Source organism: Stenotrophomonas sp. FW305-3-2-15-E-LB1, from assembly GCF_058787375.1.
Map to the genome: position 1 here is coordinate 122,889 of NZ_JBYSZR010000002.1, position 18,983 is coordinate 141,871.

At 66.4% G+C, this 18,983-nt stretch carries 18 protein-coding genes; 6 read left to right on the forward strand and 12 right to left on the reverse strand.

What is annotated here, in order from left to right:
• Positions 1-28: 28 nt before the first annotated feature.
• From AC3WL7_RS02250 to AC3WL7_RS02275, 6 genes are all read right to left on the reverse strand, one after another.
• Positions 29-250 carry a hypothetical protein gene (locus AC3WL7_RS02250; RefSeq protein WP_492749157.1) on the reverse strand — a complete coding sequence of 74 codons (222 nt, stop codon included), beginning with the start codon at positions 248-250 and terminating at the stop codon, positions 29-31.
• 98 nt (positions 251-348) lie between these two features.
• A complete protein-coding gene (locus AC3WL7_RS02255; protein ID WP_200732998.1) occupies positions 349-1,539 on the reverse strand; it encodes a methyl-accepting chemotaxis protein in 1,191 nt (396 codons plus the stop codon).
• A gap of 153 nt (positions 1,540-1,692) precedes the next feature.
• Positions 1,693-2,307 (reverse strand): high frequency lysogenization protein HflD, encoded by a 615-nt coding sequence (gene hflD, locus AC3WL7_RS02260; RefSeq protein ID WP_108759974.1) that lies wholly within the window; start codon positions 2,305-2,307, stop codon positions 1,693-1,695.
• A complete protein-coding gene (gene mnmA / locus AC3WL7_RS02265) occupies positions 2,304-3,446 on the reverse strand; it encodes a tRNA 2-thiouridine(34) synthase MnmA (protein WP_492749158.1) in 1,143 nt (380 codons plus the stop codon). Before mnmA ends, hflD begins: the two co-directional genes overlap by 4 nt.
• Positions 3,443-3,904 (reverse strand): NUDIX hydrolase, encoded by a 462-nt coding sequence (locus AC3WL7_RS02270; protein WP_492749159.1) that lies wholly within the window; start codon positions 3,902-3,904, stop codon positions 3,443-3,445. Before AC3WL7_RS02270 ends, mnmA begins: the two co-directional genes overlap by 4 nt.
• A gap of 1 nt (position 3,905) precedes the next feature.
• Complete coding sequence (locus AC3WL7_RS02275) at positions 3,906-4,394, reverse strand: hypothetical protein (protein WP_108759973.1); 489 nt, start codon at positions 4,392-4,394, stop codon at positions 3,906-3,908.
• A 110-nt stretch (positions 4,395-4,504) separates the two neighbouring features.
• Here AC3WL7_RS02275 and clpS point away from each other — a divergent pair, with 110 nt between their 5' ends.
• Together clpS and clpA are read left to right on the forward strand one after the other, a co-directional pair.
• The gene (clpS, locus tag AC3WL7_RS02280; protein ID WP_079221861.1) at positions 4,505-4,831 is read left to right on the forward strand and encodes an ATP-dependent Clp protease adapter ClpS; all 327 of its coding nucleotides are present in this window, start codon (positions 4,505-4,507) and stop codon (positions 4,829-4,831) included.
• Between the two features lie 373 nt (positions 4,832-5,204).
• Positions 5,205-7,487, forward strand: a complete 2,283-nt coding sequence (gene clpA, locus AC3WL7_RS02285; protein ID WP_492749160.1) for an ATP-dependent Clp protease ATP-binding subunit ClpA — start codon at positions 5,205-5,207, stop codon at positions 7,485-7,487.
• Between the two features lie 76 nt (positions 7,488-7,563).
• On the opposite strand, the gene AC3WL7_RS02290 is transcribed toward clpA, so the two are convergent.
• From AC3WL7_RS02290 to AC3WL7_RS02310, 5 genes are all read right to left on the reverse strand, one after another.
• Positions 7,564-7,944, reverse strand: a complete 381-nt coding sequence (locus tag AC3WL7_RS02290) for a hypothetical protein (protein WP_492749161.1) — start codon at positions 7,942-7,944, stop codon at positions 7,564-7,566.
• A 142-nt stretch (positions 7,945-8,086) separates the two neighbouring features.
• Complete coding sequence (locus tag AC3WL7_RS02295; protein WP_254051577.1) at positions 8,087-8,251, reverse strand: hypothetical protein; 165 nt, start codon at positions 8,249-8,251, stop codon at positions 8,087-8,089.
• A 274-nt stretch (positions 8,252-8,525) separates the two neighbouring features.
• Positions 8,526-8,744 carry a translation initiation factor IF-1 gene (infA, locus tag AC3WL7_RS02300; RefSeq protein WP_005409596.1) on the reverse strand — a complete coding sequence of 73 codons (219 nt, stop codon included), beginning with the start codon at positions 8,742-8,744 and terminating at the stop codon, positions 8,526-8,528.
• 86 nt (positions 8,745-8,830) lie between these two features.
• The gene (gene aat, locus AC3WL7_RS02305) at positions 8,831-9,571 is read right to left on the reverse strand and encodes a leucyl/phenylalanyl-tRNA--protein transferase (protein WP_492749162.1); all 741 of its coding nucleotides are present in this window, start codon (positions 9,569-9,571) and stop codon (positions 8,831-8,833) included.
• Between the two features lie 112 nt (positions 9,572-9,683).
• On the reverse strand, positions 9,684-10,808 hold the full coding sequence (locus AC3WL7_RS02310) for a GNAT family N-acetyltransferase (RefSeq protein ID WP_492749163.1): 1,125 nt from the start codon (positions 10,806-10,808) through the stop codon (positions 9,684-9,686).
• Between the two features lie 79 nt (positions 10,809-10,887).
• On the opposite strand from AC3WL7_RS02310, the gene AC3WL7_RS02315 reads away from it, so the two are divergent.
• Positions 10,888-12,543 (forward strand): N-acetylmuramoyl-L-alanine amidase family protein, encoded by a 1,656-nt coding sequence (locus tag AC3WL7_RS02315; protein WP_492749164.1) that lies wholly within the window; start codon positions 10,888-10,890, stop codon positions 12,541-12,543.
• A 73-nt stretch (positions 12,544-12,616) separates the two neighbouring features.
• Here the strand turns inward: AC3WL7_RS02315 and trxB are convergent, their stop codons facing one another.
• Entirely contained in the window at positions 12,617-13,588 is a 972-nt protein-coding gene (gene trxB, locus AC3WL7_RS02320) for a thioredoxin-disulfide reductase (RefSeq protein ID WP_079221869.1), read from the reverse strand.
• Positions 13,589-13,821: 233 nt separating this feature from the next.
• Between trxB and AC3WL7_RS02325 the strand changes: the two genes are divergently transcribed.
• From AC3WL7_RS02325 to lolA, 3 genes are all read left to right on the forward strand, one after another.
• On the forward strand, positions 13,822-16,182 hold the full coding sequence (locus AC3WL7_RS02325) for a DNA translocase FtsK (RefSeq protein ID WP_079221870.1): 2,361 nt from the start codon (positions 13,822-13,824) through the stop codon (positions 16,180-16,182).
• A gap of 36 nt (positions 16,183-16,218) precedes the next feature.
• The gene (locus AC3WL7_RS02330; RefSeq protein ID WP_492749165.1) at positions 16,219-18,156 is read left to right on the forward strand and encodes a DUF3857 domain-containing protein; all 1,938 of its coding nucleotides are present in this window, start codon (positions 16,219-16,221) and stop codon (positions 18,154-18,156) included.
• A gap of 111 nt (positions 18,157-18,267) precedes the next feature.
• The gene (gene lolA / locus AC3WL7_RS02335) at positions 18,268-18,906 is read left to right on the forward strand and encodes an outer membrane lipoprotein periplasmic chaperone LolA (protein WP_492749166.1); all 639 of its coding nucleotides are present in this window, start codon (positions 18,268-18,270) and stop codon (positions 18,904-18,906) included.
• Positions 18,907-18,983 lie beyond the last annotated feature (77 nt).

The following is an 18,983-nucleotide window of genomic DNA, read 5'->3' on the forward strand; positions in this document are numbered from 1 at the left end:
CACCGCAGTCGGCGGACCGGGGTGCCCGTCAGGGGTGTTTCAACGCATCCCCGTCCAGCCCAAGATCCCAGGCCATCCCCAGCAGTTCGCCGGCAGGCGCCGGTGGGGCGGGGCGGGCATCGGCCAGCTGCTGCAGTTCCTCGATCTCTTCGCGTGCCACCGTCTCCAGCGCCTGCAACTGCTCACGGACACCCGGGTTGCGCGGGCGCTGGTTGGGGTCGATCGGGGGCAGGGCACGGATCAGGGTCATGGTGCGCGGGTCAGGAGCTTCCAACGGCAGGTTACAGGCAAAGGCCCCGGAATGACCGGGGCCTTGCGGGCTGCCGGAGCAGGCAGTGGACATCTGGATCAGAACAGCTCGACCGTACCGGCGCCCATGTTCTGCTGGGCAACCGGCTTGTGCGGCGGGCGCTCCCACTCGCTGCGCAGTTCGCGCAGGCGGCTGCCGGTGCGCTGCAGGGCGGTGGCGATCTCTTCGTCGAACACGCCGCCGTTACGGTGCAGCAGTTCCTGCAGGGCCACCGCTTCGCGGTTGATCGCGGTCAGGCGGTCCAGGTGGGTGTGTACGCCGCCCAGTGCCTGGGTGGCGATGTCTTCGAACTGCAGGGCGCGCACGGCCTCGGCCACGCTGCCGTCGATCGAGCGGGCGCACTCGGACACTTCGCGCATGCCATCGCCCAGCGAGGCGTTGATCTGGGCCACGTTGTCCAGCATCGCCGCCGCTTCCTGGCGCGCTTCGCGGGAGCGGTCCATGTCACGCGAGGCCATGTGCGAGACCGTCTCGCGCACCTTGGCAATGGCGTCCTTGGAGCTGTGGGCCAGCTTGCGGATCTGCTCGTTGAAGGTGGTCGAGCGCTCGGACAGGTTGCGCACTTCGTCGGCCACCACAGCGAAGCCGCGACCGGCTTCACCGGCTCGGGCTGCTTCGATGGCCGCGTTCAGTGCCAGCAGGTTGGTCTGGTCGGCAATCGACTTGACGTCTTCCAGCAGGGCGAAGATGCCGTCCAGGTGCTGGGCCATCTGGTCGATGTGCTGCACGGTGGTGGTGCTCTGGCCGCTCACCTGTTCCAGCGCTTCCACCAGCTGTTCCATGCGGTGGCTGGCGTGCTGGGCGAAGCGGGCGACGTCGAGGCCGGCGCTGCCTTCGTCACCGGCGCGGTCGACGATGCGCGACAGGGCCTGGCTCTGCTGGCGGGACTTGCGGTTCATCGCATCGAAGCTGCCGCCCAGGCTGGACACGGCCTGGCGGATCAGGTCACGGGCGCGTTCCACTTCGCCACGCGAACCGTCGATCTCGTTGCCGACGAAGTTGCGCAGCTCGGTCAGCAGCTGGTCCTGCTCACGCAGGACACGGGCATGTTCCGGGGAACGATGCGCCTGGGCGCGGGTGGTCCACCACGCAAAGCCCAGCCAGCTCAGCGTCATCGTGGTCAGGATCGCCCAACGCAGGGCGGCCGGCCATTCGAAACCGATGGCGAAGGGGAGCAGCAGGGTCAGGGCCAGGGGGGCGGCCAGACGGATGAAAATGCGTGAGTACATGGACGTTCTCGGGAGGTGCACGGAGGATGTATCGGCCGTACCCCCTTTCTCTTTAACGTCGATGTGCCTTCTGGATGCGCCGGATTTCCGACGCCTCCGGTGCATCAGGGGTCAGAGCCCTTTCCGTACCGGAAAGGGATCCGACCCCGGGCCTCAGGCCAGCTGGCGGTCCACGGCCTCGGTCATCGCCTTGCGGCTGAGCAGGAAGTCCCAGTAGCTGCCCCCCAGCTGCCGCCACAGCACGGCCGCACGCACGGCGGCCAGCAGCAGCGCGCGGATCTCGGCCACCACCCCGGCCTGGCCCAGGTAGTGCGGGTTGCCCTGCACCATGACGCGCGGCTTGAGGTGGCTGATGGTGTCCGCATACAGGCCGCCCAGGCTGGCCAGCACGTCCGGATGGCCGCTGTCGCCCAGCTCGAGGGCCTGGCGCTGGGCACGCTCGATGCCCGAGGCGACCTTGTTCACGGTGGCGCCGTCCTGCACGAACCGCCGCTCCAGCTGCAGCACCGACAGGGCCAGCTTGGGCAGGATCGGGTCCTGGCCCTGGTTGCGGAAGTAGTTGTGCAGCAGGCGCAGGCCGGACTTCAGCGCGTCGCGGTCGCCAAACACCTCCTGCGGGGAGGCGGCATCGATGCGGAACACGCTGTCCACCGCGGTACGTACCGCCGCGGCGTCGGAATGGCCGGTATCGGCGATACGGCGCACCTGCTGCAGGGCCTGGGCAATGCCGGCCAGGGCCAGGACGCGGTCGTCGACAGTGAAACTCATGCAGCGATTACCTCAAAAGGAGAAGGGGTGGTGCGCAGGCGCTGTTCCAGCGGCGCATCGGTTGCGGCGATCACCGCGCCGCCCAGGCAGACATCACCGTCATACAGCACCAGCGACTGGCCAGGGGTCACGGCGCGCTGCGGACGGGCAAAGGCCACCAGCACGCTGCCATCGTCCAGCACCTCGACCGTACACGGCTCGTCCGGCTGCCGGTAGCGGGTCTGGGCGGTGCACTCGAAGCGGCGGGCCGGCGGCGCACCGGCAATCCAGTGGGCGGTCTCCGAGCGCAGCCGGTCGGACAGCATCCATCGGCTGTCACGGTCCTGGTCCACGTACAGCACGTTGCTGGCCACATCCTTGCCGACCACGTACCACGGCGCGGCAGGGCGGCCGCGCACGCCGCCGATGTTCAGGCCTTCGCGCTGGCCCAGGGTGAAATAGAACACGCCCGGGTGCTCGGCGATGACGCTGCCGTCGGCCGGGTCGAGGATCTGGCCGGCCTTGGCGGGCAGGTAGCGGCCGAGGAACTCACGGAAATCGCGTTCGCCGATGAAGCAGATGCCGGTCGAATCCTTCTTGGCATGGGTCGGCAGGCTGACGTCGCGGGCGATCCGGCGCAGGTCGCTCTTTTCCAGGTCGCCGATCGGGAACAGGGTGGCGGCCAGTTGTTCCTGCCCCAGCTGGTGCAGGAAGTAGCTCTGGTCCTTGGAACGGTCGGCGCCGCGCAGCAGCAGCCATTGCTGGCCGCGCTGGGCGATGCGCGCGTAGTGGCCGGTGGCGATGCGCTCGGCCCCCAGCTCGCGGGCGGCATCCAGGAAGTGCTTGAACTTCACTTCGCGGTTGCACAGCACGTCCGGGTTGGGCGTACGGCCGGCGGCGTACTCGGCCAGGAAGTGTTCGAACACGCCCTGCCAGTACTCGTTGGAAAAATCGCGGAAGTGGAACGGGATGCCGAGCAGGCCGCAGACAGCCACCGCATCGCGGCGGTCATCCTCGGCGCGGCAGTCGCCGCTGCCATCGTCGGCCCAGTTCTGCATGAACAGGCCGGCCACGGCCTCGCCCTGCTGCACCAGGCGCCAGGCGGCCACGGAGGAATCGACGCCGCCGGACACGCCCACCATTACCCGAGGGCTGCTCATGCGACCTCCTGGACCAGGGAAAGCGGATGGCGCTGGCCGGCCAGGTAGTCGGCCACCACCTGCCAGACCAGCGGGCTGCGCAGGCGCGGGCCGGCGGCCTTCAGCTCGGCCGGGTCCAGCCACAGGGCGCGGTCGATGCCGGTATCCAGCGGCTGCGCCGGGTCGTGCGAGACCGGGCGGGCGGCGTAGCAGAAGCGCAGGAACGCCGTGCCATCAGGCGCGGTCCACTGGTAGCAGCCGATGAAGGCGCTCAGTTCCACCGTCCAGCCGGTTTCCTCGCGGGTCTCGCGCAGGGCCGCGGCGGCGAGGCTCTCGCCCGGTTCCAGGTGGCCGGCGGGCTGGTTCAGCACCTGCCGGCCGTCAATGGTCTCTTCCACCAGCAACACGCGGTCGCCGTCGACCACCACGGTGGCCACGGTGGCATGCGGTGCCCAGCGCGGGTCCTGCACAGCGTTCAACTCAGAGGTCGTCCTTCTTGGTCAGCTCCAGCTCCATCGCATCGGCGGTCCGGATGGCCGCATCGATGGCGTCGCTGAGCTGGTCGGTGGTGGCATCGGCGTCGATCTTCACCACGAACATGGCGGTCTTGTCCTGCTTCACCCAGCCGCCCATCTTGGCGTCCTGGGAGTCTTCCAGCAGGCGGTTGGCCACCGCTTCGGGGAACTGCTTGTCCTTGGATACATAGCCCGGCGACCACACCTCGCGGATGTTGTGGCTGCCGAAGTCCTCCACGGCCGAGCGCACGTAGACCATCTGCGTGCGGTCGCCTTCCACGTCGAACACCATCTGGTAGTCGCCGTCCTCGTCCACCTCGAAGGTGTAGCCCAGCTTCTCCAGGTGGCGGGCGACGGCGGCATCGGCCTTGCTGCTGTCAGCGGTGGTCGCGGCACCGGCGGTACCGGCGGCGGCCAGGGCGAGCAGCAGGGCAGGCAGAAGGGTCCTTTTCATGAAAATCCTGTGAAACGTGGGGGACAGGCGGTAATTGTGACGGCGGCCGTGCGTGCCGTCCATTCCGCGCCAGGCCGACGCAGCGCCGCCGCACCCCTTATAATGTGCGGATGCCCCGCGAGTCTTCCCCCGAATCCCATCACGACCACGGTATCGCCGTGGAGCCCGCGCGCCCCGAAGTGGCGCCGCCGCCGTTCTACCAGGTGATGATCCTCAACGACGACTACACCCCGATGGATTTCGTGGTGGATGTCCTGCAGCAGTTCTTCAGCATGGACCTGGACAAGGCCACGCAGGTGATGCTGCACGTGCATACCCGCGGCCGCGGTGTCTGCGGGGTCTTCACCCGTGAAGTGGCCGAAACCAAGGTTGCCCAGGTCAACGAGTACTCGCGCATGAACCAGCATCCGCTGCTGTGCACGATGGAAAAGGCCTGACCCCCGGTAGTGCGTAGAGTCGAGCTTGCTCGACTGATCTTCAATGCAGTCGAGCAAGCTCGACTCTACCGAGGGTCAACGCCAGCAGTCCGCACCGTTCCAGCCATGGCCGTTCTCTGGCCCCGCCTGCGTGCTCACGTTCAATCCGCCTGCCTTGCCTGCTGACCGCCGGGGCGAGGCGTGTTGCGGGTCATCACGTGGCAATGGACAGCCGATCGGGTAGGGTTCGCCGAAGCGTCGGCGGGCTGCCCGGGCGTGAACGATGATCAAGCAATCCGCACTGCTAACGCCATCTGAACGCAGCAATCCGCTAGGGTGATGGAAATCGCGTAGTCAGGCCGCATATTGTCCCCATCTGCCGCCGGAGTAATCCATGTTCAGCAAAGACCTCGAACACACCATCGGCCAGTGCTACAAGCGCGCCCGTGAGGCCCGGCATGAATTCATGACGGTCGAACACCTGCTGCTGGCACTGCTCGACAACCCGTCCGCCCAGGCCGTCCTCAAGGCCTGTGGGGCCGACGCCGAACGCCTGCGCCAGGAGCTGGAGCAGGCCATCGAGGCCTCGGTGTCCCGCCTGGCCGAAGACGACGGCCGCGATACCCAGCCGACCCTGGGCTTCCAGCGCGTGCTGCAGCGGGCCGTGTACCACGTGCAGTCCTCGGGCAAGAAGGAGGTCACCGGCGCCAACGTGCTGGTCGCCATCTTCGGCGAGAAGGACTCCCACGCCGTCTATTACCTCAACCAGCAGGATGTCACCCGGCTGGACGTGGTCAATTACCTGTCCCATGGCATCGCCAAGCTGGGCGAGGAGGGCGAGCAGCCGTCTTCCCCGGAAGGCGAGAGCCGCATGGAAGGCGGGGACGGCGAGCCCAAGGGCGATGCCCTGACCGAATTCGCCAGCAACCTCAACGAACAGGCCCGAGCCGGCCGCATCGACCCGCTGGTGGGCCGTGCGGACGAGATCGAGCGCACCATCCAGGTCCTGTGCCGCCGCCGCAAGAACAACCCGCTGTACGTGGGTGAGGCCGGCGTGGGCAAGACCGCGATCGCCGAGGGCCTGGCCCGTCGCATCGTCGAAGGCTCGGTGCCGGACGTGCTGGCCGACGCTGTCATCTACTCGCTCGATCTGGGCGCGCTGGTGGCCGGCACCAAGTACCGCGGCGATTTCGAAAAGCGCCTGAAGGGCGTGCTGACCGCGCTGAAGAAGGTGCCCAACGCGGTGCTGTTCATCGACGAGATCCACACCATCATCGGTGCCGGTTCGGCGTCGGGCGGCACCATGGACGCCTCCAACCTGATCAAGCCGGCCCTGGCGTCGGGCGAGCTGCGCTGCATCGGCTCGACCACCTTCCAGGAATACCGCGGCATCTTCGAGAAGGACCGTGCCCTGGCCCGGCGCTTCCAGAAGATCGACATCGTCGAGCCGACCGTGGGCGAAACCTACGAGATCCTGCAGGGCCTGAAGAGCAAGTACGAGGCCCACCACGGGGTCACCTACTCCGACGAGGCGCTGCAGGCAGCGGTGGATCTGTCGGTCAAGCACATTGGCGACCGCCTGCTGCCGGACAAGGCCATCGACGTCATCGACGAGGCGGGTGCCCGCCAGCGCCTGCTGCCGGAAGGGCAGCGCAAGGAGCTGATCGACGTCGAGGAAGTCGAGGCGATCATCGCCAAGATGGCGCGCATCCCGGCCAAGCAGGTCAGCGCGACCGACAAGGACGTGCTGCAGCACCTGGAGCGGAACCTGAAGATGGTGATCTTCGGCCAGGATCCGGCCATCGGCACCCTGGCGTCGGCCATCAAGCTGGCGCGCTCGGGGCTGGGCAATCCGGAAAAGCCGATCGGCAACTTCCTGTTCGCCGGCCCCACCGGCGTGGGCAAGACCGAGGTGACCAAGCAGCTGGCGCTGCAGCTGGGCATCGAGCTGGTCCGCTTCGACATGTCCGAGTACATGGAGCCGCATTCGATCAGCCGCCTGATCGGTGCGCCCCCGGGCTACGTCGGCTTCGACCAGGGCGGCCTGCTGACCGAGAAGATCGTCAAGACCCCGCACTGCGTGCTGCTGCTGGACGAAATCGAGAAGGCGCACCCGGACATCTTCAACATCCTGTTGCAGGTGATGGACCGCGGCGTGCTGACCGACACCAACGGCCGCGAAGCCAACTTCAAGAACGTGGTGCTGGTGATGACCACCAATGCCGGCGCGGCGCAGGCTTCGCGGCGGTCGATCGGCTTCACCAAGCAGGACCATGCCACCGACGCGATGGAAACCATCCGCCGCAGCTTCACGCCGGAGTTCCGCAACCGCCTCGACGCGGTCGTGCAGTTCCAGCCGCTGGGCTTCGAGCACATCCTGCGCGTGGTCGACAAGTTCCTGATCGAGCTGGAAATGCTGCTGCAGGAAAAGCACGTCAGCCTGTCGGCCACCCCGACCGCACGCGACTGGCTGGCCCACCACGGCTTCGACCCACTGATGGGCGCCCGTCCGATGGCGCGCATGATACAGGACAAGATCAAGCGCCCGCTGGCCGACGAACTGCTGTTCGGCAAACTGGTCAACGGCGGCCGCGTCAGCATCGACGTGCGCGACGACGAGCTGGTGGTCGAGACCCACGCCGAACCGGAGCGCCTGCTGCCGGCAACGGTGGAATAAGGGCGGCCGGGCACGGGCTGGTCACGATGTGATTGGCAAGGGCGGCTTCGGCCGCCCTTTTCATTCCCGCGACCGTTCAGCGCCCCTGCTGCGCCAACCGCTTGAAGGTCGCCGGATCGATCGGCTCGATCCGGGTCACCCTGCAGTGGTTGCTGTCGGTCCGCAGCAGGGTGCGGGCATTGCCGCAGATTTGTTCGGGCGTACTTCGCGTGAAGAACGTGTAGCTGGCCGAGGCAGCGGCGCCCAGGCAGCGCTTCTGCAGGTGGACCCGATAGTGCGCATCGCCGTCGCGCAGCAGCACTTCCCGCTCCGTGCTGGAAGGGCGGATGTCACGGTTGCCGCCCAGAACAATGCACTCAGCCTGCGGAGCGGGCTGGGCAGGGGCGGCGGCGTGTGCTGCAAGCGAGCTTGCCAGTAGAACGACGGGCAACAGGGCGCGTGTGAGCAGGGCGTTCATGGCGAGGGTGGGGATGCGATCCGGATTGGATCGGATCCCACAATGCCGCTGGCGCCGCGGGTGCGAATCTGCCGCAAGCAGGCCTGACCGACGCCATGGTGCGTTCGGTCACGATGACCTCCGGCACGTAGGGCGGCCAGGCTCAGGAGCTGATGGCGCGGAAGCCCAGTTGCCGGCCCTGGCCCATGGGCCCCTCGATCACGAACGCTACGGCCTCGTGCGGGATGTGCAGGCGCTGGCGCTGGCGTGTGCCGGCATGGCTGATCTCGCGCTCGGCGGCCAGGTACAGCGGATGGGATGCGTCCATCTGGACGCAGATGAGGCAGGGCTGCCCAAACCAGGTGCCGTCAGGCCCCTTGCTGGCATAACAGCGGGCGGTCACGGACTGCGGGTCCAATACGATCAAATAGCTCATGCATCCAGAGGGTGGGCGGACATCACGCCAAGTCTAGCGATCCGTTCCCGCAACATCTTTCGGACTAATACGAAAAATCGCAGTCATCTGATGGCCCGGAGAGCGGGCACGACAAAAGGCCGGCAGCAGGGCCGGCCTTGTCAGGGTGGCGCAGGGCGCCGACCGCTTACTTCATGCGGTAGGTGATACGACCCTTGGTCAGATCGTACGGGGTCATTTCAACCTTGACCCGGTCACCGGTGAGGATGCGGATGTAGTTCTTGCGCATGCGGCCGGAGATGTGGGCGATGATTTCGTGCCCATTTTCCAGACGAACGCGGAAAGTGGTGTTCGGCAGCGTCTCGCTGACGGTGCCCTCGAACTCGATGGAATCGTCTTTCGACATGTAGTCCTGTGCGGTTCAGAAAACGGCCACGCTGGGCCTAAGGCGCGGTATTTTACGCGTCCTTCGCCCAGCTTGCAAAGATCCGGTTAATTTTCCGCCAGATCACGGGCCGGCAGGCGCCCCACGGCGCGGGTCCATGGGCCTTCACGGCCTTCTTCGCGTACCGCCAGGCGGACATGCTGCAGGAATTCTTCCCGCGGCAGGTGAACGGCCCCCATCCGCAGCAGGTGCGGGTTCTCCACCTGGGCGTCGATCAGGCGCCAGTTCCAGCCATGCAGGGTGGCGGCCAGCGCCGCCAGTGCGATCTTGGAGCCGCCGCTGGCGCCGCTGAACATGCTTTCGCCGAAGAACATCGTGCCGATGGCCACCCCGTAGATGCCGCCCACCAGGGTCTGCCGGTCCCAGACCTCGAACGAATGGGCGAAGCCAAGGTCATGCAGATGGCTGTAGGCGTCCACCATGTCCGGGCTGATCCAGGTGCCGTCCTGGCCCGGGCGCGGCGCGGCCGCGCAGGCCCGCATCACCTGGCTGAAGGCGGTATCGGCGGTGACCTCCCAGGTGCTGGCGCGCAGCTGGCGGCGGAATCGGCTGGACAGGTGCACCCCGTCGGTGTGGAAGACCATGCGCGGATCGGGCGACCACCACAGGATCGGCTCGCCCTCGCTGAACCACGGGAAGATGCCGCCCGCGTAGGCGTTGAGCAGGCGCAGCGGATGCAGATCGCCGCCCACCGCCAGCAGCCCGTCGGGCTTGCGCAGCGCGGTTTCGGCCGGAGGGAAGGGCGAGTCCGGCGCATCGGACAGGCGCCAGGGCAGCGGGCGGGTCATGCGGGTGATTGTATTCGTCGCGAACCCGCCGGAACGCGATGGTGGATGCGCGTTGACTCTGGTAGTGCCGGCCGCTGGCCGGCAGAGCCGCTTCAGTCGAGCAGGCTCGACGCTACCCGCCCGCGCGGAATGGGCTGTGCCCCATCAGCTCCTGCCGGTACCGGCGCACATCGCGCCGCTCCTGCTGGCACCACTCCTGCAGCGCCTCGGCAAAATCCGCATCGGCCACCCAATGCCGGCTGCGCACCAGCGTTGGCAGGAAACCGCGTGCCAGTTTGTGCTCGCCCTGCGCGCCGGGTTCGAATCGCGTCAGGCCTTCGCGCAGGCAGTACTCGATGCCCTGGTAGTAGCACGCTTCGAAATGCAGGCCGGGCAGGGTGGCGCCACCCCAGTAGCGGCCATAGAGCGTGTCGCCCCCGCGCAGGCACAGCGCGCCGGCAATCGGCTCGCCGTCCTGCTCGGCCAGGAACAGCACCAGCCCGCGGCCCAGCGAAATCGCCAGGTGGCGCAGGAACGCCTCGGTCAGCGCCGGCGCATTGCCGTATTCGAGGAAGGTCTGCAGATAGAAGCGGTACATCGCCTGCAGGTCGGCGCGACTGGCGTCATTGCCATGCACCACCCGGAAGGTGATTCCCTGGCGGGTGACCTTGGCGCGCTCCTGGCGGATGTTCTTGCGGTGCTTATGGTCCATCGCAGTGAGGAACTGCTCGAACGTGGTCCAGTCGCCCGGGTTCTGCCACTGGAACTGCACGTCTTCGCGCAGCAGCCAGTCGTCATTGAAGGCGTCGTCGTCGCTGGCGGTGTGGAAATTGATGTGTGCCGAAGACACCTCCAGCCCGTGCAGCTGCTCGCGAAGCGCCGACAGTAGTGCGGCCCGGTCCACGCCATCGCGGGCCAGCAGGCGGGGTCCCGTCACCGGCGAATACGGCACCGCGCCCAGCCACTTCGGGTAGTAGTCGCGACCGTGCAGCGCATAGGCGTTCGCCCAGGCATGGTCGAACACGAACTCGCCGTGGGAGTTGGTTTTCAGGTAGCCCGGGATGGCGCCGACCAGGGTGTCGTCATCCCACAGGGTGAGGTGCCGTGGCTGCCAGCCCCAGTCCTCGCGCAGGCAGCCGTGGGCCTCCAGCCCGGACAGGAAGGCGTGGCTGACGAAGGGGTTATGGCCGTCGTGCAGGGCATCCCAGTCGGTGTCGGGAATGGCCTGCAAGGAGTCGAGGAAGCGGGCGGAGAGCATGGGGGAAGGATAGGGCAGGTGGGGTTCGATTTGCCGGGTGTCGTGAATGCCTTGAGGATTCTTGCAATTTCATGGATGCGTGAAGTTCGTCCCGTTGCTCATCCCGGTTGGAAGTCACGTTGATGAAGCAGCGCATCGGCTGCAAAGACTCGAACCGGACGACCAACACATGACATTGACCCGCCTGCTTCGCTGCGCACCGGGCACTTGCTTTGCAATCGCATCGCTTTTCGCTCCCCTGCCATCACTGGCGGATGCTGGCTCGGCCGCGGCCAGCGTTCAGCACAGCGATGCACAGCTTGATGCGATCCTGACCGTCAGGGCGCAGGAGATTCTGGACCGGATGAAGCGCCTTGAGGGCCAGTCGAAGGACATCCGCGTGCAGGTGGTTTTCGACCTCGGGGCGGGCGCGCTTCGAGTTTACTTTGACCCTGGAATACTGCCGGATGACTACGGCGCCAGCTTTGAAGATCAGCATGACGACTTTCGTCACAGCTTGACGCACATTGCGCAGAAGGTTGCGCCAGTAAAGGAGATCATATTCCGCTACGACGGTCGAGAGATCGAAGCGTACTTTCCGGAGGTCAGAAAGGAGGCGGAGGATGCTCAGAGGGCGCGCGAAAGGAGGTCTCAGGGTGGCCATGCCTTTGTATCGGCGTCCCATGGGTACTACTACCATCATGGCTGGAAGAAGTGGGTGTTGCAGCGCGATCCGTATCACGGGGTTCAAGAGGACTTCATTACGCCGGAGTATGCCGATGAGCTTCAAGTGTGGCTTGCTCGACGCGGGCCAAGCGTGGTGACGACGCGGCCACGATCGCTTCTCATCGAGATTCCGCATCCAGAAGCCATGCAGCCCTGGTGGCAGATGGCTGCGAGATATGCACTGAAGGAGAGGTTTCCGGAGAGTCCGAAGATATGGAACTCAAAGGGTGATCGAATCTATCCCACCAGAGACTACGATGAGGACATCAACAGCCGTCCGCTCATGGCAAATCATGTAGGCGCAGGCGTGGCATTGCACCTTCATACGAATGGCGCTGACGATGCTTCTGCCTCAGGAACACGTGCTGTCGTTCAGCCCGGTCGACCGGACGATCTTGTGCTGGGGCGTAGCATCCTTTGTTACATGAAGGAGCTGATACAGAGCGCCGAGGGGTATGGCGAATTCCCTGTGGGTGGGGAGCCGTTCCAGGTGGACAAAGGGGAGAATCGTTTGTCGGAAATGCCATCAGTGATTGTGGAGATGGGCTTCCATACAAATCCCGCAGATGCCGCAGCCCTCCAGGATCCCGTCTTCCGTACAGTCTCGATGAAGGGCGTCGAGAAGGGTTATCGGCTCTTCCGCGAGGGCAAGGACTGCCTGCCGCTCAAGGCGGAGCCCATCGGCGGCATCAATCTCTCCCAGGGGGACTCGCAACAGGTGGACGTTGCATTCGAGGGCTATCCCCAGTATCCAATCCAGCTGATCACCACCAACGTTGCTTGCCCGCCGGGCTGGACCTGCACGGATGGGCGGGTACGCATCGAAACCCCGGATGCCAAGCCGAGCCAGATCACGCTGCGTTGCGAGAACGCTGGAAGCGCACCCATCTTCTGGGGCACCCAGGTGATAGACGACGACGGCGTGAAGTCTCCGCCGGTGCGTCATTGGGTGCAGTGCACGCGCAGGCCCGGAGGTGCGGTCTCAGGTCCGGGCGTCACAGCCGGGATTGAGGCAGCGACGGCGGGTTGAAAAAACGGGCGCCTGCGCGCCCGTTTTCTTCCGTCGAGCATGGCTCGGCGCTACAGCAAAGGCAGTTGAAGCCTCAGCTGGCCTTGCCCTGTGCGTCCAGGTAGCGCTCGGCATCCAGTGCGGCCATGCAGCCGAAGCCGGCCGAGGTGATCGCCTGGCGGTAATGCTGGTCGGCCACGTCGCCGGCGGCGAACACGCCTTCCACCGATGTCTGGGTGGCGTTGCCGCCCAGGCCCGAGCGGATTTCCAGGTAGCCGTTGTTCATGGCCAGCTGGCCGTCGAACAGCTGGGTGTTCGGGTGGTGGCCGATGGCCACGAAGAAGCCGTGGGCGTCGATGTCGCGGGTGCTGCCGTCGAGGGTCGACTTCACGCGGACGCCAGTGACGCCGGCGTCGTTGCCCAGCACTTCTTCCACCTGATGGTGCCAGACGGTCTCGATCTTGCCGGCGGCCACCTTGGCGAACAGCTTGTCCTGCATGATCTTTTCCGCCTTCAGGGTGTCGCGGCGGTGGACCAGGTAGACCTTGCGGGCGATGTTGGACAGGTACAGGGCTTCTTCGACGGCAGTGTTGCCGCCGCCGACCACGACCACGTCCTGGTCACGGTAGAAGAAGCCGTCGCAGGTGGCGCACGCCGAGACGCCGCGGCCCTTGAAGGTCTCTTCGGTCGGGATGCCCAGGTACTTGGCCGTCGCGCCGGTGGAGATGATCAGGGCATCGCAGGTGTACTCGTGGCTGTCGCCGATCAGCTTGAACGGACGCTGGGACAGGTCGGCCGTATGGATGTGGTCGAAGATGACCTCGGTCTCGAAGCGCTCGGCGTGGGCCTGCATGCGCGCCATCAGATCCGGACCCATCAGGCCATGGGCATCACCCGGCCAGTTGTCCACCTCGGTGGTGGTCATCAGCTGGCCGCCCTGCTGCAGGCCGGTGATGACGACCGGCTTCAGGTTGGCGCGGGCGGCGTAGACGGCGGCGGTCCAACCGGCCGGGCCGGAACCGAGGATGACGAGGCGCTGGTGGCGGGAGGGCAGGCTGGTGCTCATGTAAACTCGCGAAAAGGTAGATGGGACAAGGCGCTGGCGATGTTTGCGCAGCATCCTCGGCAGGTCATAGAGTGGCGGCTGGGGCGGGGTGATTCAAGCCGATGAACAGAACGCCGTCACCCACGGGTGGTTTTGGCGCCTGTCGGCACCTTTGATGTCACCCGTGACTGAAAACTGACGCCGTGTCGTTTATTATCAAACACTAACAGCGCATTCCAAAGGTATGGTCTAAGGTGGCGAAGCAGGTGCCCGAACGCTCCAAGTCCGACGACAAAAAGGCGTCGCGTCGCTCGGCGGCAGCGGCCACAACCGACAATCCCCGTCGTCAGCGCCTGTGGCGCGACCTGGGGCTGATCGCCATTGCGCCGGCGCTGCTGTACCTGGCAGCCAGCCTTTTCACCTATTCAGCCAGTGACCCGGGTTGGTCGCACACCGGCAGCGTGGTTGCGCCTGTGCACAACATGGGCGGCCGTGCCGGCGCGTGGATCGCCGACGTGCTGCTGCAGCTGTTCGGCTACATCGCGTTCCTGTTGCCGGTAGTGCTTGGCGCGCTGGCGTGGATCGCCATGTTCGGCCTGAAGCGCGAGAGCAAGGGCGAGAACGATCTCGATCCGGCCCTGCGCCTGGTCGGGCTGGTCGGCTTCCTGATCGCCGGTACGGGCTTCCTGCATGTGCGCCTGTTCAGTGGCGACGTGTCCAGTGCGGGCGGCATCCTCGGCAAACTGGTCGGCAATTCGCTCACGGTGGGCTTCGGCGCGCTGGGCGCCAACCTGTTCGTGCTGGTGCTGCTGCTGGCCTCGATCACCCTGGCGACCGGCCTGTCGTGGTTCGCGGTGATGGAGAAGATCGGCCGTGGCGTCATGTCGCTGGCGCCGCTGCTGGAACGCAAGAAGGAGCAGGCCACCGAATGGCAGCAGACCCGCGCCATGCGTGAGGAGCGCCAGGAAGTGCGCAAGGCCGACGCCGAAGTGCGCGCCAAGCGTGAGCCGGTGAAGATCGAGCCGCGCCCGGAGCCGGTGATCGAGAAGAGCGACCGGGCCAAGCGCGACACGCAGATCCCGATGTTCCGTGGCGTCAATGGCGACGGCTCGGACCTGCCGCCGCTGGCGCTGCTGGATGATCCCAAGCCGCAGCCGGTGGGTTACGACAAGGACACCCTGGACGCGCTGTCGCGGCAGATCGAGTTCAAGCTCAAGGACTTCCGCATCGACGCGCAGGTGGTCGGTGCCAATCCCGGCCCGGTCATCACCCGCTTCGAGATCGAACCCGCGCCGGGCATCAAGGTCAGCCAGATCAGCTCGCTGGACAAGGATATCGCCCGCGGCCTGTCGGTGAAGTCGGTGCGCGTGGTCGACGTCATTCCGGGCAAGTCGGTGATCGGCCTGGAAATCCCGAACGTCACCCGCGAGATGATCTACCTCTCCGAACTGCTGCGTTCGAAGGAGTACGACAAGTCGGCCAGCGTGCTGACCCTGGCGCTGGGCAAGGACATCGCCGGCCGCTCCACCGTGGCGGACCTGGCACGCATGCCGCACCTGCTGGTGGCGGGTACGACCGGTTCGGGCAAGTCGGTGGCGGTCAACGCCATGGTGCTCAGCCTGCTGTTCAAGGCCTCGCCGAAAGACCTGCGCATGCTGATGATCGACCCGAAGATGCTCGAGCTGAGCGTCTACCAGGGCATTCCGCACCTGCTGGCGCCGGTGGTCACCGACATGAAGGAGGCCGCCAACGGCCTGCGCTGGTGCGTGGCTGAGATGGAGCGCCGCTACAAGCTGATGAGCGCGGTGGGCGTGCGCAACCTGGCCGGCTTCAACAAGAAGGTGAAGGACGCCCAGGACGCCGGCCAGCCGCTGATGGACCCGCTGTTCAAGCCGAACCCGGAACTGGGCGAGGCCCCGCGTCCGCTGGAGACGCTGCCGTTCGTGGTCATCTTCATCGACGAATTCGCCGACATGATGATGATCGTCGGCAAGAAGGTGGAAGAGCTGATCGCCCGCCTCGCGCAGAAGGCGCGTGCGGCCGGCATCCACCTTATCCTGGCGACCCAGCGCCCGTCGGTGGATGTGATCACCGGCCTGATCAAGGCCAACATCCCGACCCGCATCGCCTTCCAGGTCAGCTCGAAGATCGATTCGCGCACCATCCTGGACCAGTCCGGCGCCGAAACGCTGCTGGGCCACGGCGACATGCTGTACCTGCCGCCCGGCACGGCCATGCCCGAGCGCGTGCACGGCGCCTTCGTCTCCGACGATGAAGTGCACCGCGTGGTCGAGCACCTCAAGGCGATGGGCCCGGCCGATTACATCGATGGCGTGCTGGACGAAGTGCAGACGATGGGCGATGGCGTGGTGGTCGGTGCGACCGGCCTGCCGGAAACCAGCGCTGCAGGCGACGAGTCCGATCCGCTGTACGACGAGGCGCTGCGGGTGGTTACCGAGACCCGCCGCGCGTCCATTTCCGGCGTGCAGCGCCGCCTGAAGATCGGCTACAACCGTGCGGCACGACTGATCGAGGCCATGGAAGCGGCCGGCGTGGTCAGTGCCCCCGAACACAATGGCGACCGCACGGTGTTGGCACCGCCGCCGCCGAAGTAAGCCCTGCCACGCCTACGACGTCCAAGGATCCGACGCATGTTCCGACCCGTTCCCTGCGCGCTGGCGCTGGCCTGTCTGCTTGCCGCCAGCCCGGCCCTGGCCGGGGCGTCGGCCGCGGCGCCGACACCCGCGCCGCCGTCGGTCGGCAGTGATGCCGAGGCCAGCAACAATTTCAGCTTTGTCCGCTACCGTGCGGATTACGTGGTGCGGCCCGATGCCGGCAACGTGCAGACCGAAACCTACGAGATCCTGCTCAAGACCAAGGCGGCGGTGGAACAGTTCAGCCAGGTGCGGCTGAGCTACAGCGAGAAGATGGAGACCCTGGACGTGGTCAGCGCCTATACGCTGACCGCCGACGGCCAGCGCCGCGACGTGCCGGCCGACCGCATCTACACCCAGGAAAGCTATTCCAGCGCAGCCGCGGCCATGTATGCCGACCGCAAGGTGCGGGTGATCGTGTTCCCGAACCTGGCGCCGGGTACGCGCCTGGTCTACCAGGTGCGACGCACCCAGCAGACCCCGTATTTCCCCGGCTACTTCGGCCTGTGGGAAACCTTCAACGTGTTCACCCAGTACGACGATGCCGAAGTGACCCTGAGCGCGCCGGCCAGCCTGCCCATGCATGTGGACAGCCGGGGCGTGCAGGGCAGCGACACGCCGACGGTGAAGAACGGCCAGGCGCAGTGGCGCTGGCGCTACCAGCGCCGCGAACCGATGCAGGCGCAGAACTGGGCGGCGGCGGTATGGGAATTCGGCCCGAACATCATGGCCAGCACGTACCGTGACTGGGCCCAGGTCGGGCGCGCCTACCAGGTCAAGGCCGGCCAGGCCGCGCAGGTGACCCCGCAGATCCAGGCGCTGGCCGATGAAGTGACCGCCGGCCTGGTCGACCGCAAGGCGCAGGCCGGCGCGCTCTATCGCTGGGTGGCGCAGAACATCCGCTACGTGGCGGTGTACCTGGGCAACGGCGGGCTGGAGCCGAACAGCGCGCAGAGCATCCTCGACAACCACTACGGCGACTGCAAGGACCACGTGGTGATCCTCGAAGCGCTGCTGGCAGCCAAGGGCATCGCCAGTTCGCCGGTGCTGATCGGTGCCGGGGGTGGCCCGACGCTGCCGAAGATTCCGGTGCTGGGCCGTTTCAACCACGCCATCACCTATGTGCCCGAGTTCGATCTGTACCTGGATTCGACCAGTGCCTGGGCGCGCTTCGGCCAGCTGCCCGATGGCGACCTGGGGGCGCCGGTGCTGCGCACCCGTGACGCCACCCTGGCGCGCACGCCGGACAACGATCCGCAGCGCAATGCCACGGCGATGGACGTGCGCTTCACCTTCGATGCGCAGGGCAACCTGCGCGGCGAGACGTTGCCGCAGCTGAGCGACAACGCCGAAATCGGCATGCGCGCGCAGTTCGCCCAGCTCAACGCGCAGAACCGGGCACGTGCCGAAGAGTCGATCATGGCCGCCTCCGGTTTCGATGGGCGCGGCCAGCTGCAGCTGCTGGGCGTGCCGGTCGACCTGACCCATCCGTTCGGCTACCGCATGGCGTTCCAGGCCGAAGACTACGTGGACTTCAGCGTGGCCGGCGGCATGGCCGTGCCGGACCCGCCGGGCGGCGAGTCGGTGCGCGGGCTGTACGCCACGGCGTCGGCCCCGGCCAACGAAACACCGTTCTACTGCAACGCCAGCCTACGCGAAGAGACCTACCGCCTGCAGTTCCCGGGCAGCGTGCCGATCATCGCCATCCCGCAGAGCCAGCATTTCAGCAATGCTGCCGGTGATTACCGGGTGGACTGGACGCGGCAAGGGCAGGAGGTGGTCGTCCATCACCGCCTGCAGCAGAACGCCGTGCGGGGTGCCGATGCGCTGTGCCAGCCGCAGGATTACCCGGCCTTCCGCGCGCTGTACCGCGAGGTGCGCCGCGGGTTCCGCGGGCAGGTGCTGTACGGCAGATTGCCGGGCGCGGCCGGCTGAATCGCCGATGCACGCGCGGGGCGGCATAATGTCGCCCTGATCGCCCATTCATCTTCATCCGGGCACACTGGCTCCCAACTTTCCTGGCGCATGCGCCCACAGGATTCCTGCATGAACATCCGCTTCCGTCGTTTCCTTGCCACCACCACCCTGGCCGTGGCCTGCGCCGCTGCCGGCAGCGCCTGGGCTGGCGCCCGCGATGACCTGAAGGCCTTCACCAATGGCCTGAAGGGTCTGGATGGCCAGTTCAGCCAGCAGGTGTTCGACAGTCGTGGCAAGGTGAAGGAATCGACCAGCGGCCGCGTGGCCCTGTCGGCGCCGCGCCTGTTCCGCTGGGAATACGTGCGCCCGCATGAGCAGCTGATCGTGGCTGACGGCAAGAAGGTCTGGATGTATGAGCCGGACCTGGAGCAGGCCACCGTGCGCGAACAGGGCAAGGAAGAGCAGAACAGCCCGCTGACCGCGCTGATCAATCCGGCGCTGCTGGAGCAGCAGTACGACCTGAGCGAAGAGGCCGCCAAGCGTGACGGCCTGCAGTGGCTGTCGCTGTCGCCGAAGCGCGACACCGAAGCCAGCTTCCAGTACGCCGCGCTGGGCTTCAACGCGCAGGGCCTGGCCAAGATGGAAATCACCGATGCGGTCGGCCAGCGCACCGTCATCACCTTCAGTGGCTGGAAGCGCAACCCGGGCTTCGCCGCCGGCACCTTCAGCTTCACCCCGCCGAAGGGCACCGACGTCATCGGTAACTGATCAAGGTAGCCGACCTGGTGGGTGCCAACCGTTGGTTGGCACGCTTTTGACCTGCCGGCCAGCGGCCGGCACTACCG